Origin of the sequence: uncultured Imperialibacter sp. (assembly GCF_963974565.1) — a bacterium.
In the GTDB taxonomy this organism is placed as follows: Bacteria; Bacteroidota; Bacteroidia; order Cytophagales; family Cyclobacteriaceae; genus Imperialibacter; species Imperialibacter roseus.
In genome coordinates this window covers 290557-305581 of sequence record NZ_CAXBCJ010000004.1, presented here as the reverse complement: position 1 = coordinate 305581, position 15025 = coordinate 290557, and the positions used below count along the sequence as shown (strand labels likewise).

Genomic DNA, 15025 nt, shown 5'->3' with positions numbered 1-15025 from the left:
GCACAACACAACCATCGTAATCAGGTGAATCGTTCCCAATGAGCGCAAACAATACACTTGCATTCTTCAATGGAAGATAGTCTATAAAGCACCGCAGGTCTGGCCTGACTAACATTTTTCTAAAGTTGCGATTTTTGTTCGATTTTTGCTTGCTATGACACCACTCTACATACTCCCGCTTCGCCACGACGTTTGGAATATTTTAGGTGTAAGTCTTTTTGTCTCTCAACTGTTCATTTCTATTGGAGCAGAAAAGGATTGGTTCGAGCTTTTTCAGGACAGCTCATTTGCGCCGGACACCCTTTTTGTGTTTACGCTTACGTCCACATTGTGGCTCTATGTCAGAATGGTTACAGTGCTCCTTCAGCAAAAATTTGATTGGTTCGAAAAGCCCCTTCCACGCATTCTCACTCAGGTCTTTTTTGGCATTGCGCTTCCATCTGTCGCCTGCATTTTCTTTGTGGCGATCTATTTCTATGCACAATACCAGGTACCTCTCTCTGCCACCTCTTTCCCCGCTTACGAGTTCCCCTTCACAATAATTGTCATCACCCAATTCAACCTCTACTATCTTATTTACTACTTCTACCGCAAAACAAAAACGCAGGCGGCAGGCAACACTTCTTTTGAATCGAAAAAGTCTATTGTAGGAATGATTGGAAGAAAAAATGTCCCGATTGACCTGCAGGATATTGCCAATGTGTTCATCAAAAACTCCGTTGTTTACATCACCACCTTCAACAACACCCGGCTATCGGTCAACTACACGCTGGATGAGATATCCGTGTTCCTGAGCGAGACTGATTATTTCAGGGCCAACCGGCAGCTCATCCTTCATCGCAAGTCGTGCAGGTCGTTCGTAAATGAAGCCAACGGAAAACTGCTCATAGAGCTTGATCCTGCGGCCGATGCATCTTTGGCAGTCAGCCAACTCAAGGCCTCAGAGTTTAAAAAGTGGATTGGTGCCAATTGACCCAGGCGCCTTACAGCTCATTATTTCACGCCATTATTTCCATATATCAGCCCCAAATCCCCCTACTTCACTGAAAATTCTACTTATCCCCTGTACCCTTACAGCAGATTCGCCGTATTGATCTGAGTCAAAAACTCAACTACAATGCATAAAATCATTTTTTTGCCTGTAGCCCTCTTATTTTTTTCTTCCGCTCGGGCTCAGGAAGCAAAGCTCTCGTATTTCGGCGAAACATTTACTCATTATGGTGTAAAGGGGGCCTATTCCCTTCCGCTGTATTCCTGGGAGAAAACGAACAGAAGGGAGAAAACCAGAAATAGTGCTTTGGTTTTCTCACCCGGGCTGGCCATATATCGCCATACCGGCAACCACATTGGCGTGATAGTGATGCCGGAGGTTTCTTACAAAACAGTCAACCAGAAAGGCAGCTTGTTTGAAACAGGCATTAGTCCGGGGCTTTTCAGGTCGTTTTACGAAGGCCAAACTTTTGAAGTGTCGGAAGAAGGCACACTGGAAAGAAAGCACCTTGCGGGAAGGACAGCCTTTATGCCGTCACTCTTTGTTGGCTTTGGAAAAGATCTCTCTGTACAGAAGCAGACCAAGCTCGCCTGGTTCTGTCGCTTCCACATACTCAAACAAGTCCCCTACAACAAATCCTCCCTTACTCGCATTGCCTTTGAAGCGGGCATCAGCAAACCCCTCACTGTTAGAAAATGAAAAAGATACTCATACTTATGATTTGCTCGGCGCTTTTTGCCTGTAGCGACGATACGACTGACGTTAAAGACACCTTCTATCTCCGCAACGAGGGAGCCGACATGCCCATTTGGGTACGGGGCAACCTCGATGCTGACAAGATTGTCATTTTTTTCCACGGTGGCCCTGGTGATTGTGCCATGTGCTACCGCTATTACCTGAAGGGGATGGAAAGCGAAATAGCTGTGGCCTACTGGGATCAGCGCATTGCAGGCTCCTCCGCCGGCAATGCCGATCCTGCGTCGCTCACCTATGAGCAGTTTGGCGAAGATGCATTCTTCGCAGTGAGTTTGCTCCGGCAACAGTATCCCGGTAAGAAAATCTACATCATGGCGCACAGCTTCGGCGTGGAGCTGGCCTGGCAGTTTTTGACCACGGGCGAGAATCAGAAAATGGTGGATGGGCTGTTAGTCGTGAACGGTACTTTTAGCAACCTGCACTGGATGGAAATTATGAGAGAATGGGTGGTTAGAGAAGCTGCTGCCCAGGAAGACAATAAAACATTAGAATTCGCTGAAACCCACCCCGTCAACGCCACAACTGTGAACGATGTTTGGGTGGACTACTACCGCAAAATGCTTGAGTTGAACGGAAACCCTTTGTCTCTTTACGAAAACAAGAAGTTTGTGTTGAACTACGTGCTGTTTTCACCCAACACAGCGATGTCACAGTTTGCCCATGGAAAGGCTTATAAAGACTACAGCGAAAAGGTGCTTTTCACTTTCGATAAGACAGACGAGCTTTCAAAAATCACTTTGCCAGTTAAGTTTCTTTGGGGCAAAAAAGACGGCGTGGTGCCTATTGAAGTGGGCTACGAGACAGAAGCGCTGCTTACAGAAACTACGGTCGACTGGACCATGTTCGACGACTCCTGGCATGAGCCATTTGTTTCAGAGAAGGACAAATTCATTGAAGCGGCCCTTAGTTTCGTGAAAAGCAACTAGCTATTGCGCTTCACCCTTGCGTAAAGCGTCATCGATTCTTCAGACACAAAACGCCAAAGCACCTTTGACCATGAGGTGTGCGAATAGAGGTGATCGTAGTGGTTGGGGGCAAGTTTCTTCAACTTTGGCAGCCGACTACCGGGAATGTTAGGGAAGTCGTGGTGCTCGTTATGAAAGCCTACATTGAAAGTAATCTTGTTCAGGAAACCGTAGTACGAATAGGTTTCCTGACCTTCCTTGAAAACATAGTGCTCTGCAATAAAATGGCCGGCTATGGGGTGAAGCCCGCCGGCTACAAACAGCGAGGAAATGAGATAAACAAAACCGGCAATACCTGCCAGTTGGTAAAACGCCACCACGAACACCAGTTGAGCAATCAGGTTAATGACTTGCCACTTGTCGGGTTTAATAGGGTGTACCATAAGAGGCCTGACAGCATAAAACAGGATTTGATTCACCAGCCAGATGAGCTTACCGAAAAAGCCTTTGAAAAGAAGGGCCTCCCCATCGGTGGGCAAATCGGTATCTACACCTTCTTTGCCCTGGTGCCAGTGATGCTTGGCGTGGTACACCTTAAATGCCATACTAAATGGAAACACAATAGGAAAGTTGACGATGATGGCCAAAACATTGTTGAGCGCCGGGTTTTTAAACGCCAGGTCATGGGTGATTTCGTGAATAGCCAAAAAAAGAATTTGACTAAGTGTGGCACCGACAACAACAACCAACAAGGCAAACAGGTATGGATTTTCTGGTAGAAAAAACACGGGAATGGCCAACTGCAACAACAGCACGAAGATGGCTTTATATTTCAAGAGAGGATCGATCCCAAAAAGCTTCTTCACCTCAGGCACCTCATTCAATATTTGCTTTCTGCGCTGAAAGTGAGGTTCTCTGCTTTCTTCCCAGTAAAATGATTGAGTGTTTTTCAAACCGGCAATCTCCACCAATGAAACTTCAATTAACGTTTCCTAAAGCTAAACAATCATTTTTTTAACTGCGCCTAAAAGCACTATTAGTTACCCAACCAACTTAACCACCCCTTCGGTTGCTCCTTTCAGCGCTTCTAAAGTGATCTGAAAGTCGCTTATTTCGGGACTATGTTGCTCGTAAAGCCTCTTCATATACTTTTCTCTTACCCCCTCGTTGGTTTGGGTCACGTGCCACAAAAACCCTCCACGCTGTCGCAGGTAATCGTAAACAGGGTAATACTTCCTGGCAAATGACCTGGGAATAATAAACTGAAGGGGTTTGAATCTGGGCATCACGAAATTCCAGTACACCAGCTGATTTCTCGGGTGGGTATCTGCCAGGTGCTTGCCTTCGTGGCGGGCAGCATGCAGCCAATAGTCAATAATGCCTCTCCCCTCGGGACTGTTTTTAACAATGATCATCCCTGCGTTAGGCTTTTTACCTCCCAGCAAAGGCGTGTCGCCAGGCATCAGTATGTGGGTTGTTTCATTCCCCATCTTCACAAAATCTTCCAGGGGCAGGGCGGTAGTTGTGAGGACAATATCCGCATCTAAAAGCACCACGTAATCGACGTCTTTTTCGGCCAGGCCGTTTTGCAACAGTGCAATTTTTGTCCAGTTGATATGCATATCGTCAACCAACCGGCTGCGTTGCACCAAGTGCTGATAACCATGTTTTTTTGCATAGCCCCGCACAGAGGCAATACTATAACCAGCGTAAGAATCGATGTTTGGCGTAGCTAGCTGAAGTATCTTAAAGGTCAGACTCATGAGGTGATTGTCGCTAAATCTTTGTAGTAATCGAACAACCGCTGACACAACACGTCCCAGTTTTGCTGGCTGGCATAGTAAATCGCCTTTTCCCGGATTCTTGCATGGAGTTCATCATCCGCCAGCAATGCTTTTATCCGGTCATACATTTCTTTGGTGTTGCCTGGTTCGGCCAAAAAACCGGTAATGCCATCTTCAATAATATCTGCCGGGCCACCAGCCCTGGCCGCCACCACCGGAAGCCCGGAAGCCATCGCCTCAAGAATCACGTTACCAAACGTTTCCGTAACCGACGGAAACACGAACACATCGGCCGAGGCAAATACCCTGGAAAGCGCTTCACCGGTGAGTTTTCCGGTAAACACCGCCTTTGGCATCTTACTTTGAAGTCTTTCCATATCAGGGCCATCGCCAGTGATAATCAGCTTGTGGCCTTTGCCAAGCAACTTATAGAGCTCAATCAGGCTGTCAGTGGATTTGTAACTAACCAGTCGGCTGACAAAAAGAATTTTCTTTTCGTTGGTGATGCCATATGGGGTAAAAAAGGTTTCGTCTCTAAAATCAGGCGAGAACAGATGCTGGTTTACCCCTCTTCCCCAAACCCTTATTTTTCTAGTATCTACCCTCAACACATTCAGGTACGCTTTCATGCTTTCGGTGGGCGCCAACACCAGTGAGCAATCTTTGTATAACGAAAGCAGCCGCCGGGCTATCGGAGGTGAAATCTTATCGATACCAGGTACAAACCTTAAGAAGTATTCTACATAGGAAGTGAAGTGCGTGTGATATATAGTTGCCACAGGAATCTTGCGTTTTTTTGCATAGTTAACAGCATACCAGCCCAGTGCCGATGGGGTACTCCAATGCACAATATCAGGGCCAAAATCGTCGAGCTTCGCTTCCAATCCCTTCATTCGCTTGGGTAGCGCCAATTTATATTGCTTATAAAGCGGTAGGTCTATCGATGGGCACTTGTACACAGGAAAGGGAAACTCCGGGTCTTCCGGCGGCAGAGGAGTGATAAAGATGGCGTCAAATAGGTCCCTCGGCAGGCGATAGGCAATTTGGTTGGTGGTGTTAGACACTCCATCAAAATCCTTTTTGAGTACATCAATAAAAAATACAATCTTAACTTTGCTCATATTTCCACAAACCTCACATGCTGGCAGGCCGAAGCGATTCCGAAGTTCTTGTTGTTACGCACAAATATCCTCCATCCATTGGCGGCATGCAAAAGCAAAGCTATGAGTTGATCAAAAATCTGCAATCATATACAAGAGTCCACAAAATTATCTTTAGTGGAAAATACCCTAAAGCGCTATTTTTCATCTCGGTTGTTCCGTGGTGCTTATTCAAGGTTTGGAGCAACCCCCGCATAGCCGTCATTCATGCCAACGACGGCCTCATGGCACTGTTTTTAACCCCCCTGCTTTGGCTCACCCGAAAAAAAATGGCTGCCACAGTCCATGGCCTCGATGTCATCTTCAAGTCGACCTTATACCAGTTTTGGCTGCGAAAATACCTATCAAAATTTGCCTGGGTCATTGCAGTGAGTGACGAGACGAGGCTTGAATGCATCAAGGCAGGCATCCCCTCAGCCAGGGCGCACTATATCCCCAATGGATTTGAGCCGCTGCCAAGCCCACAAAAAAATGAAGCCATCTACTCACAGTTCAAAGAAAGATGTGAAACGGATCTCAGCGGCAAATCTTTGATCGTATCTATTGGCCGGCCTATTAAACGGAAGGGCTTTGTTTGGTTCATAAAAAATGTGCTGACGCAAACCCAAACACCAGTCTTTTATGTAATTGCTGGGCCCAGAGAAAAGAACATTAAGCTCATATTGTGGTTTTCAAAACTACTTCCGGCATCTGTCTTTAGGAAACTCGCTCACCTTTTTGGCTTTGGCCTGGAAGCCCTTGAACTCGACCAGCTTATGATAGAGCCGACCTATAGAGACAAAGTGTTATTTACAGGAAAATTACCCCAAGCTGAACTTGATCAGCTGCTTTTGCAAGCCGATTTGTTTGTGATGCCCAACTTGCACGTTGACGGTGACTACGAGGGGTTTGGGCTCGTAGCTCTGGAAGCGGCCATCAGTGGGCTGGTTTGCCTGGCAGCAAGAGTAGACGGCATTCCATCGGCAGTAAAAGACAACTTCAATGGCTTGCTGCTGCCGTCCGGCGATGCAGAAGCGTGGGGCATGACGGTTGACAAACTGCTGGCCGACAAAGAAGCGCTCAAAAACCTTGGTCAGTTGTTCAAAAGCAATACCGAGAAGGAAATGTTCACATGGGACAGCATGGCACAAGCCTATTTCGAGCTTTTCCACAAACCGGCACCTGACAGTCTATGAAAGTATTCTTCATCGGCTCCTCAAAAATGGGCACCACCAGCATCACCAATGCCTTGAAGGAAAAAGGTCTTCGGGTTACCCATACGCCTCACTTCGGGGTGTACTCTCACCTAACCGAGCCAAACGAAGCCTTTTTTTCGAAGTTTGACTACTTTCTCGATGGCAGCCTACACAATTTCCATCACCTCACCACCTGGTTTCCCGATGCAAAAATAGTTCTGCTGGATCGGGAGCCATCCCGCTGGATTCTCAGCATGTTTAACTGGTTCAGTCATATCGACGAGCGGCACATGTCGGATGACAAAGCGATCGTTCGTCTTTCGAGATTGATCATGGGCAAAACAGTCTACCGCCAAATATTGATTGACTGGCTCATTTACAGAAAAAGAGTACTACACTTTTTCAAGGATGACCCCAGGTTTATTCATATCAGCATCGAGGACGGGCCTAACGAATGGAAACGGCTAATGCGACACCTCGACATCCAGCTAGAAATCAAGTGGGACAACAAGCAAGACAAGAAATCAAATCCCGAGTGGGTGTCGAAAATTGTAACGGAAGCAGAAAACAAGGCAAAGCATGCAAGCGTCGTATATCCGGAGGTGTCTCAACAATCCATACGGGATCGCTTGTTTCTATACGCAATGGAGGTGTTGAGAAAGGACTTTATCAGGGAGAGGCACCTTGTGAAAAACATAAAAGCAGCTGGGAAGATTAATGGATGGAGCCACCTAAAAACCTACCGAACAAGCCTCACGCATATCTTTAAATTTGCCCGGGTGGTTGGCTGCCTTGGGCTAAGGATTGTTGTCAACCGATCAAACCGGCTGAGCCCGTACATTTACTAAACAGCGGGCCAGTTTTTTTCGAAAAGCATGTAAAGCTGATCGTTGTAATCGCTACTCCGATTGGTGTTATTGTACAAGCTAGCTGCCCTCATCATCCGTAAAGAATGAAGCCGAATAAACTGAAATGGGCCTGGCAGCACATACACAGGCACATGGCTGGCTGCCAAAAGCCCGCTGATCAGGATGTCGTCGGCAAAATTGGCTGCCTCATATTTCTCGAAGTAATCGGCCGTGGGTTTAAGCATCCCCTTTGTAATCATGTAGCTGGAGGCCCCCTGCATGCAATGCACCTGCCGGGGGCTCTCAGTCACTTCAATCCTATTGTCGGCGCCCAGAATTCTAACTTTCCCTGCACTCACACACTTCCTGTCGGTGTGCCGCCCGGTAGTTGGCACTGGCCAGCCCAGCAATGTGAAAGCCGCTCCGGGAAACTGCCTTCTGCAATGCAGATAGTGTTCCACCAGTTGCTTCGGATACACCTGATCATCGTCCAGCACGATGATGTTGCTGCCTTTGGCGATATGATCAGCGTTGCAGGTATAAAACCATTTGGTGGCGGGCCCGAGGTCTTTTTCTACCCAACTTATTTCCACCAAGGGGTTGCCCGATAAAAAGGCTGGAATTCTATAAGCCTGCCCTTTCTTGCTTTTTTTGGCGATGCAAAGGAATATCTTGTCAGGCATCAAGGTCTGGTCCATTACGGACGCTATGGCAGGGCCGATTTTAGCGATGCGCTCAGGTGTGGTAGAAAGAGAAATATACACTGGTGGGCGATTTTCACCTGCCGACACATCTCTTTCGCCTTGTACCCTGGCCTTTGAGCCTGCCAGATGCAGCTTAAGGTATCTGAAAACCTCTGTCACCGCCCCCATCAGTCAACAAAACTCGTGATCTTTTTAAACCAATGACTTGCCCACAATTGCGGGCAACTGTCAAATCCGGGAGAAAGCTCTGCCCATTTTTTCTCAAGTGCTTGCTCAGTCACTTCCTCCCAGCTATCTACAATCCACACAGGAAAATTACTGTAAAAAGCGTCAAGCGCCGTGGAAGTAACAATCGGTATCGCTCCAAGATAGAGTGCCTCCCACAGCCTGAAAGTGTCAAGCGCCTCGCCGGGAGGTGCCACCACAAACTTCGATCTCTTCATTTCGGCGGCATACAGGTTCCATGAGCGCTCCCCAACGGTTGTAGCGAATTGCCTATCTGCAAAAAATTCCATGGCACTCAACCTGCTCTCATATCTCGCTTGCTTTTTATGGCCAACCCCTATATTGACGTAACAGAGTATATCCTTCTCCGTTTTTTTTGACCGCAATTCGTTCCAAAACTGATTAGTCCGGCCTCTTTCATGCGGGTCACGTAGATTGACAACCCCCAATGGCAGCGTATATGCTTTAGGGTGATCATAAATCATGTTTTTGCCAAACCAGGCCAGCGTCTGCTCACTTTCCAGCCACCGTTCATACTTCCCCCAATCTGGCGTCATGCCATTGTGTGTCACCAAAACAAATGGTTGGCGTAACGCTGGCAGCACACTATCGAAAAACTGGTCAAGAAACTCACCTCGTCTCGTCTGCATAGCATACACTATTACAGGCCCGGTTCTCTGGATCAAGCCAGAATTCCTGTTAGACTTATCTATCACCACTTCACCCAATTGACGAAAAGTGTCACCAGAAAGGTAAGGATATGATGATTTATACCTGTATTCGAAGACGTCCAGCCTCCTGTTTATAGGAGCTTTCCAAAATTTGCGTAATCGTCTGGCTTTTAAGTTGCTCATCAGCTTCTAATATTTACATCGGGTAAATGTCTTAAAGTTCATTTACTTTGTCCGCAAAAGAGCAGAAAGGATGAGTCTAAAGGTAGTGACTTTTGCAGATACAATAGATGAAAGAATAAGTGTACTTAAGGATTCGTGTGAGAGATTAGGTCTGCCTTTAGAAGTGTTGGGCCAGCGAGGAAAGTGGGATCGAAATGCGATCAAATTAAAATACCTGTCAGAGTATCTCTCCCAAACCAATGTTGATGACAAACAATGCCTGCTAATCGTAGATGCTTTTGATGTGGACATCATGGACGGAGAAGCAAGCCTGATAAAAGCTTACGAACAGTTCAATACTGACGTGATTTTTTCGGCAGAGGCCAACTTTTACTTTAGAGAGCCTACACTGAGGCACTATTACTGGAAACACTATTTCCGTGGAAACACCCACTACGATTACCTCAATTCTGGTTCTTTCATTGGCCTGGCACAACATGTGAAGCAAATGCTGGGGGATATACAGGCGCTGTATGGCATCGACTTCTCAGATGAGGATGTCCTTTCATCCATCAGATCCGATCAATCTCTCTTCAGTCGTTTTTTTGCCGACTGCAGCTCCCAATCGTTCAGGCCTGATTACACTATTGCAGTTGACCGTAAGCAACAGCTCTTTGCCTGCACAGGCGGGCGAGCCACCGCTGTTAGCTGGCCCCTCCTGTCAAAGAGGCACAGCTTCCTCTTCTTCCAATACGAGCGGAAGCTGCTGAAGACCTTTGGACTGGCATCGCAGCAAACCATCTTCCGGGACCTGGTTTGGAAAAAGGATCAACTGCACAACACCGCCACAGGCACCCATCCACTGGTGGTTCACATCCCGGCATCGAGAGAACACTTTCGCAGGCTACTGCAACAATTAAAGGGCAAATACACATTCAATACCACGAGCCTTCTTAAGCCGCTGGCTGCTGTTGTTTCATTTGCGGCCTACCTGCAATCGCTGGTGACCCTGTTGCAGATCAACCGGTACAACAAAGGCAGGTCGACGCAGCCGCAGATTTTCAGATACAGCAAGAATTATGGCCCCGGCTACCACGAAAGTGCGTCACGTTTGAGAGATCTCCTGGAAAAGAAAGTGCCTTTCTGTTTTTCTCATCTCAATGATGGAGAAATCACTTTTATCAGAAAGTACCTTAACAAAGACAATGAAGCGAAATGGTACGGCAGAAAACAGCAGATATACTCTACAGTGCTGGCTGAGCGACTGATGACAGCCCTGAAAGTCAAAAGGCACAATTACTTTGTGGGAGTTCCATGCGGCACCTGCTATCCTGAGCTGAAAACACTGGCTCTGGAGCTCAGACAAGCCGACGAATTCACTGTGCCGGCGATGACCATCCACCATAACCTCTCGCTGCTTCCAGCTATCCTGGGAGCATTGAGAGGCAGGAAGCTGTTCTTTGTCCTTAACGAGTTTCAGGACCTGGCAGTACTCAAAAAGCTGGGACTGGAAGTGGACGAGCCCCGCATCATGAGGGTTCCCTTCAGGAACTCCTACGAGCTTTACGAAGAACTTGCTGAACAAAGGTTTGAAGACGGCACAGTAGTGATGATGATGTGTGGGATGCTGGCTAAAATCGTCAGCCCCGTTTGGTTCGAAAATAATCCGACCTGCACATTTTTGGCCTTTGGGTCCAGTATGGACGATTTGATCCAAACGGACAACATCAAATACAAACTTTATCCATCGGAATTTCCCTACACCAGAAACATATTCCCCTACCGGTCGTTTCTCTTTGGGCTGAAAAAACCATGCCCTGAATGCTTCGATCTCAGAGATGTGAGTTAGCCAAACGCCTATTTGCCGGAGTGCTGTCTGACCACATGACCATCTTCAAGCTTGATAATTCTATCGGCCATATGGAAATAGGACTCATCGTGGGTAATCACAATAACAGTCTTTCCTTCTTTCTTCAAATCCGGGATAATTGAACCGTAAAATTTCAGTTTAAAAAGCGGATCCTGGTTAGCCGCCCACTCATCGAACAGGTAAATTTCTTTGTCTTCCAGGAGCGACCTCAACAGTGACAATCTGCCCTGCTGCCCCGATGACACCCGTATGGTAGACAGCGATTTATCCTTGATATTTACAATCTCTTCAATATTGAGCATCTTGATAAGTCGCTCGCCATGCTGTTGAAGGTAGCCATCGTCAATGTACTGCAGCCCTCTAAACACATGGGAATCGGGGAACAGCGCTGCGAATTGGTTGCGATAGTCTTCATTTTTCCGTTCGTCTATTTCCTGTCCCTGAAATAAAATCTTCCCAGAGCTTGGTCGATAAAGTCCCACAATCAGCTTACCCAGTGTTGTTTTACCGCTACCGTTCCCCCCACTGAGATAAACTATTTCCCCACGGTTGATCGTCAGATTAAACGGCCCGATATGAAACCCATTTGCTTCCCTTTCCGAACCATATTCAAACCCCACATCTTCAAGAACAATCAATGGATCCGGTTGAGACCCGATCGGGCTCAACGGCTGCTGCTTTGCCTCACTGTCTGGCTGATACTCAATTCCCAGCTTGCCGATCGCATTGAGGGCAACCTCCACCTTTTTTATGTTATTAAGAAAAGTCGTCGTAATAATCAGTGCCGGCAAAACGAACATAACCACCGTCAAAAACTCTAACAGCAAGCCGCTGTCCATCACCACAATGTCGTTGTATTTAATCAGCAGCACCGAAAGCGAAACAATGACGATAAGCTCTCCAATCTTGGTCACGAATATGTGCAGCGTCCCAAGAATCGTCAAACTGTCGCTGTGTTTGCGGCTCGTGGGACCCATAATATCCTGCACGTAAATAGACTTGTGCTTTTTATTGAGCGACAGTTCCTTGAGCCCTCTCACCAGGCCATTGATATGCTCGAAAATGTCATTCTTCAGCTCTCTGATCATCCTCTCCTGCTTATGTACCCTTGGAAAAACAATCATCGAAACCAGAAACACCAGGGCGTAAATGCTCATCACATAGGCCGTAAGCTGCCATGAGAGCCAGAACATATAAGCCACACAGGCCACCACTTTTGAAATTGAAACAAAAAAATCAGGCACCGTTTTTATGAACGCACCAATGGTATTGATGTCGTTATTCAGCACAGGCATTATTTGAAGAGAGTTCTGCTCCACATGAAAAAAATCGGCCTTCAGGATTTTCTTTGATATGGAAAGACGGAGGTCAGATACCTGGCCCTCATACACTTTGGTGAGGTAATGTCCGGCGAACACGGACATGGCAGTGGATGCGATGATGCAGATATTGAGCTTATAAAACACCAGCATCAACCCGGAATCGCTGGTAATGATTTCGTGAAGAAACTTGATCGACAAAGCATACAACCCTCCGGCCACAATGCTCATCAGCATGGCAAAAAACAGCTTTTTCCAGCTTGTCAGAAGTAAAGAGTAGATTAGTTTCACTAAGTGGCTTTTCGTTCTACACGCCGCTTATCGCTCAGCAGCAAGGCAGCAAAGTAGGCAAGAAAATTTCCTTTTCTCAAAAAAACCGGCAGCCAGAAGCTCACCAGGTTATTCATCCAATTAGAAATGGGGCATACAAACGATGCCCCAGAAAAGGCGCAAATTTCGCCGCAGCGGTACAAAAGCGACAAAAAAAGGGTCACTTATTCCAACTCAAAGGCTGTACTTTGCATCTTGTATTCATTTTTGAAAAATGGCAACAATAGCTGAGAAACCGGAGAATTCATTTGCTCTGTCAAAAGAGATTACCTTAAAAAATAAGGTGAATTTCATAAATTTTAAACGCTCATTATTGCTTATAAATTGCTACGTTTGAGAACATATTCAGGAACCATGGTTGTCAAAAAAATCGCCAAAAAAGTCCAGTAACCAAACAAATTACACCTAAGTAACCCTGCATTTTACCAAGCTATACCTTAAGCTAAACGACACATGAATAAAGGAAAAACCTGCCTCTTTTCACTTTTCATTCTATCTTCCTCCAGCCTTTTCAGCCAGGTACTCCAGCCAGGCACGCTGGATTTTGAGTACCATAGGCTACTCCTCTTAAAAAATGATTTCGACAAGGAGGCCATCGGTACCTTTCCTTCCATTATTACAGACTTCGCTCCTGACAGCTCCCTTAGCTGGAACCCATGGAATAACTACCTGGTACCTTCAACCAGTTCGGACAAATTTTCTGTGGTCGATCCCTCTTTCGGCACTTTATTCAATTCTACCGCACCCCGAAGCTACAACGACGGCGCCGTTTGGAATGGAAAAGGGCTTAATTCATGGTTTACTACCGGTGTGATGGGCAAACTTCCTACCGGCGAAAATGGGTACTTTAGCTACACCTTGTCGCCCATCGTGCATTATAGTCAGAACGCCGCCATCGATATCCCGCAACCTATTTACAACAAAAGTCAATATTCGTATCCTTTCTACGAAAGGCTGGACCAGGTGGAACGGTATGGAGACGAAAGCCTTTTCAAGATTGATCCGGGGCAGTCAGAGGTCAAATACGTTTACCGGGGCATTGCAGCAGGTTTCACTACCCAAAATGAAGTTTGGGGCCCAGCCACCTTCAACCCCATTCTAATGAGTCAGCAGGCGGCGGGCATACCTCGATTCAACCTCGGCTTCAACAGGCCTATAGATACCAAAATCGGACGACTGGAGGGCAAAGCTTTCTGGGGTATGCTGCAGGAATCCGATTACTATGACAGCAATCCCAACAATAACCACCGTTACATCACCGGCTTCACCGGCGGTTATGAGCCGAGCTTCGTGAAGGGATTGAACCTGGGGCTCCATCGGGTCATGTACCGGCTTTGGGAAAGAAGCAGCATGGGAGCGAAAGATGTTTTTGCAGCTTTTGCGCATACTTCAAGGCAATACGACACCCCGTTAAACGGCATCATCACCAACGATGAATACGACCAAATGGCATCTGTCACCATCCGCTGGAATCGTCCGGAACTGGGGCTGGAAATCTACACCGAGTATGCGAGAAATGATTTTCCGGGCAACTTCAAAGAATTTGGCCGCAACCCTGATCGCTCCTCCGCCTTTGTGCTTGGTATCACCGAGGCTTTTGAACTCAGCAACGGAAATATCGTTAAGCTCCACTACGAAAACACCAAACTCAGCGCCAACCAGCTCCAGATTGTCAGCATATTCTCGTCGCCTACCTATTATGTGCACTACTCCATCGCTCATGGCTATACCCAAAACGGCCAAATCATTGGTGCAGGCATAGGCCCCGGCTCAAATACGAATGTGCTCCAGGCGCAGTATTTCACTACCAAGAGCATGTTCGGCCTCACGGCACAGGCAATAAGATTTAATGATGACTACATCCTCAGAGAGTATGCCGGGGCCTTGAAATACCCATCGGAGTTTGAATTTGCCTACTCGGCCAGGTACTACCGGCTGTTTGACCAATTTACAGTAGAAGCCCAGCTACAGTATGCAAAACACTACCACCGGTATTTTATCGACGGCATCAGCGATAGAAATTTCCAGGCACTTTTAAACCTCAGGTATCGCATTAACAATTAATAAGATAGCGCTAAGAACTCCTTTTTTGCCAGCGCCAAAATAGTTTGGCACTTCGTATGCT

At 46.8% G+C, this 15025-nt stretch carries 13 protein-coding genes; 7 read left to right on the top strand and 6 right to left on the bottom strand.

The annotated features are described in order from the left end of the window. The first annotated feature begins 154 nt into the window (after nucleotides 1-154). The 3 genes from AAC052_RS07990 (at nucleotide 155) to AAC052_RS07980 (ending at nucleotide 2673) form a co-directional block, all read left to right on the top strand. Nucleotides 155-973: a LytTR family transcriptional regulator DNA-binding domain-containing protein gene (locus AAC052_RS07990; protein ID WP_339812364.1), complete on the top strand. Its 819-nt coding sequence runs from the start codon at nucleotides 155-157 to the stop codon at nucleotides 971-973. A gap of 144 nt (nucleotides 974-1117) precedes the next feature. Next, the gene (locus AAC052_RS07985) at nucleotides 1118-1690 is read left to right on the top strand and encodes a hypothetical protein (protein WP_339812361.1); all 573 of its coding nucleotides are present in this window, start codon (nucleotides 1118-1120) and stop codon (nucleotides 1688-1690) included. Continuing rightward, complete coding sequence (locus AAC052_RS07980; RefSeq protein WP_339812360.1) at nucleotides 1687-2673, top strand: alpha/beta hydrolase; 987 nt, start codon at nucleotides 1687-1689, stop codon at nucleotides 2671-2673. Before AAC052_RS07985 ends, AAC052_RS07980 begins: the two co-directional genes overlap by 4 nt. Here AAC052_RS07980 and AAC052_RS07975 read toward each other — a convergent pair. The 3 genes from AAC052_RS07975 to AAC052_RS07965 form a co-directional block, all read right to left on the bottom strand. Then, nucleotides 2670-3620: a fatty acid desaturase gene (locus AAC052_RS07975; protein ID WP_339812473.1), complete on the bottom strand. Its 951-nt coding sequence runs from the start codon at nucleotides 3618-3620 to the stop codon at nucleotides 2670-2672. The two genes, AAC052_RS07980 and AAC052_RS07975, sit on opposite strands and share 4 nt — an antisense overlap. Before the next feature lie 72 nt (nucleotides 3621-3692). Next, entirely contained in the window at nucleotides 3693-4415 is a 723-nt protein-coding gene (locus tag AAC052_RS07970) for a hypothetical protein (RefSeq protein ID WP_339812358.1), read from the bottom strand. Further along, nucleotides 4412-5557 (bottom strand): glycosyltransferase family 1 protein, encoded by a 1146-nt coding sequence (locus tag AAC052_RS07965; RefSeq protein WP_339812355.1) that lies wholly within the window; start codon nucleotides 5555-5557, stop codon nucleotides 4412-4414. The genes AAC052_RS07970 and AAC052_RS07965 overlap by 4 nt, the downstream gene beginning before the upstream one ends. A gap of 17 nt (nucleotides 5558-5574) precedes the next feature. On the opposite strand from AAC052_RS07965, the gene AAC052_RS07960 reads away from it, so the two are divergent. Together AAC052_RS07960 and AAC052_RS07955 are read left to right on the top strand one after the other, a co-directional pair. Further along, nucleotides 5575-6771: a glycosyltransferase family 4 protein gene (locus AAC052_RS07960; RefSeq protein ID WP_339812353.1), complete on the top strand. Its 1197-nt coding sequence runs from the start codon at nucleotides 5575-5577 to the stop codon at nucleotides 6769-6771. Further along, nucleotides 6768-7619, top strand: a complete 852-nt coding sequence (locus AAC052_RS07955; RefSeq protein ID WP_317491218.1) for a sulfotransferase — start codon at nucleotides 6768-6770, stop codon at nucleotides 7617-7619. The genes AAC052_RS07960 and AAC052_RS07955 overlap by 4 nt, the downstream gene beginning before the upstream one ends. Here AAC052_RS07955 and AAC052_RS07950 read toward each other — a convergent pair. Further along, nucleotides 7616-8482 carry a hypothetical protein gene (locus AAC052_RS07950; RefSeq protein WP_339812350.1) on the bottom strand — a complete coding sequence of 289 codons (867 nt, stop codon included), beginning with the start codon at nucleotides 8480-8482 and terminating at the stop codon, nucleotides 7616-7618. The genes AAC052_RS07955 and AAC052_RS07950 overlap by 4 nt on opposite strands. 8 nt (nucleotides 8483-8490) lie before the next feature. Further along, nucleotides 8491-9402 (bottom strand): hypothetical protein, encoded by a 912-nt coding sequence (locus tag AAC052_RS07945; RefSeq protein WP_339812348.1) that lies wholly within the window; start codon nucleotides 9400-9402, stop codon nucleotides 8491-8493. A gap of 70 nt (nucleotides 9403-9472) precedes the next feature. On the opposite strand from AAC052_RS07945, the gene AAC052_RS07940 reads away from it, so the two are divergent. Further along, nucleotides 9473-11230 carry a glycosyltransferase domain-containing protein gene (locus AAC052_RS07940; RefSeq protein WP_339812345.1) on the top strand — a complete coding sequence of 586 codons (1758 nt, stop codon included), beginning with the start codon at nucleotides 9473-9475 and terminating at the stop codon, nucleotides 11228-11230. An 8-nt stretch (nucleotides 11231-11238) separates the two neighbouring features. On the opposite strand, the gene AAC052_RS07935 is transcribed toward AAC052_RS07940, so the two are convergent. Then, nucleotides 11239-12861: a cyclic peptide export ABC transporter gene (locus AAC052_RS07935; RefSeq protein WP_339812343.1), complete on the bottom strand. Its 1623-nt coding sequence runs from the start codon at nucleotides 12859-12861 to the stop codon at nucleotides 11239-11241. A 492-nt stretch (nucleotides 12862-13353) separates the two neighbouring features. Between AAC052_RS07935 and AAC052_RS07930 the strand changes: the two genes are divergently transcribed. Further along, on the top strand, nucleotides 13354-14964 hold the full coding sequence (locus AAC052_RS07930; protein WP_339812341.1) for a capsule assembly Wzi family protein: 1611 nt from the start codon (nucleotides 13354-13356) through the stop codon (nucleotides 14962-14964). The last annotated feature ends 61 nt before the right edge of the window (nucleotides 14965-15025 follow it).

Bases quoted from the DNA above. Each gene is read 5' to 3' on its own strand.
- AAC052_RS07990 (WP_339812364.1), top strand. From the start codon at position 155: ATGACACCACTCTACATACTCCCGCTTCGCCACGACGTTTGGAATATT.
- AAC052_RS07985 (WP_339812361.1), top strand. From the start codon at position 1,118: ATGCATAAAATCATTTTTTTGCCTGTAGCCCTCTTATTTTTTTCTTCC.
- AAC052_RS07980 (WP_339812360.1), top strand. From the start codon at position 1,687: ATGAAAAAGATACTCATACTTATGATTTGCTCGGCGCTTTTTGCCTGT.
- AAC052_RS07970 (WP_339812358.1), bottom strand. From the start codon at position 4,415: ATGAGTCTGACCTTTAAGATACTTCAGCTAGCTACGCCAAACATCGAT.
- AAC052_RS07965 (WP_339812355.1), bottom strand. From the start codon at position 5,557: ATGAGCAAAGTTAAGATTGTATTTTTTATTGATGTACTCAAAAAGGAT.
- AAC052_RS07960 (WP_339812353.1), top strand. From the start codon at position 5,575: ATGCTGGCAGGCCGAAGCGATTCCGAAGTTCTTGTTGTTACGCACAAA.
- AAC052_RS07955 (WP_317491218.1), top strand. From the start codon at position 6,768: ATGAAAGTATTCTTCATCGGCTCCTCAAAAATGGGCACCACCAGCATC.
- AAC052_RS07945 (WP_339812348.1), bottom strand. From the start codon at position 9,402: ATGAGCAACTTAAAAGCCAGACGATTACGCAAATTTTGGAAAGCTCCT.
- AAC052_RS07940 (WP_339812345.1), top strand. From the start codon at position 9,473: ATGAGTCTAAAGGTAGTGACTTTTGCAGATACAATAGATGAAAGAATA.
- AAC052_RS07930 (WP_339812341.1), top strand. From the start codon at position 13,354: ATGAATAAAGGAAAAACCTGCCTCTTTTCACTTTTCATTCTATCTTCC.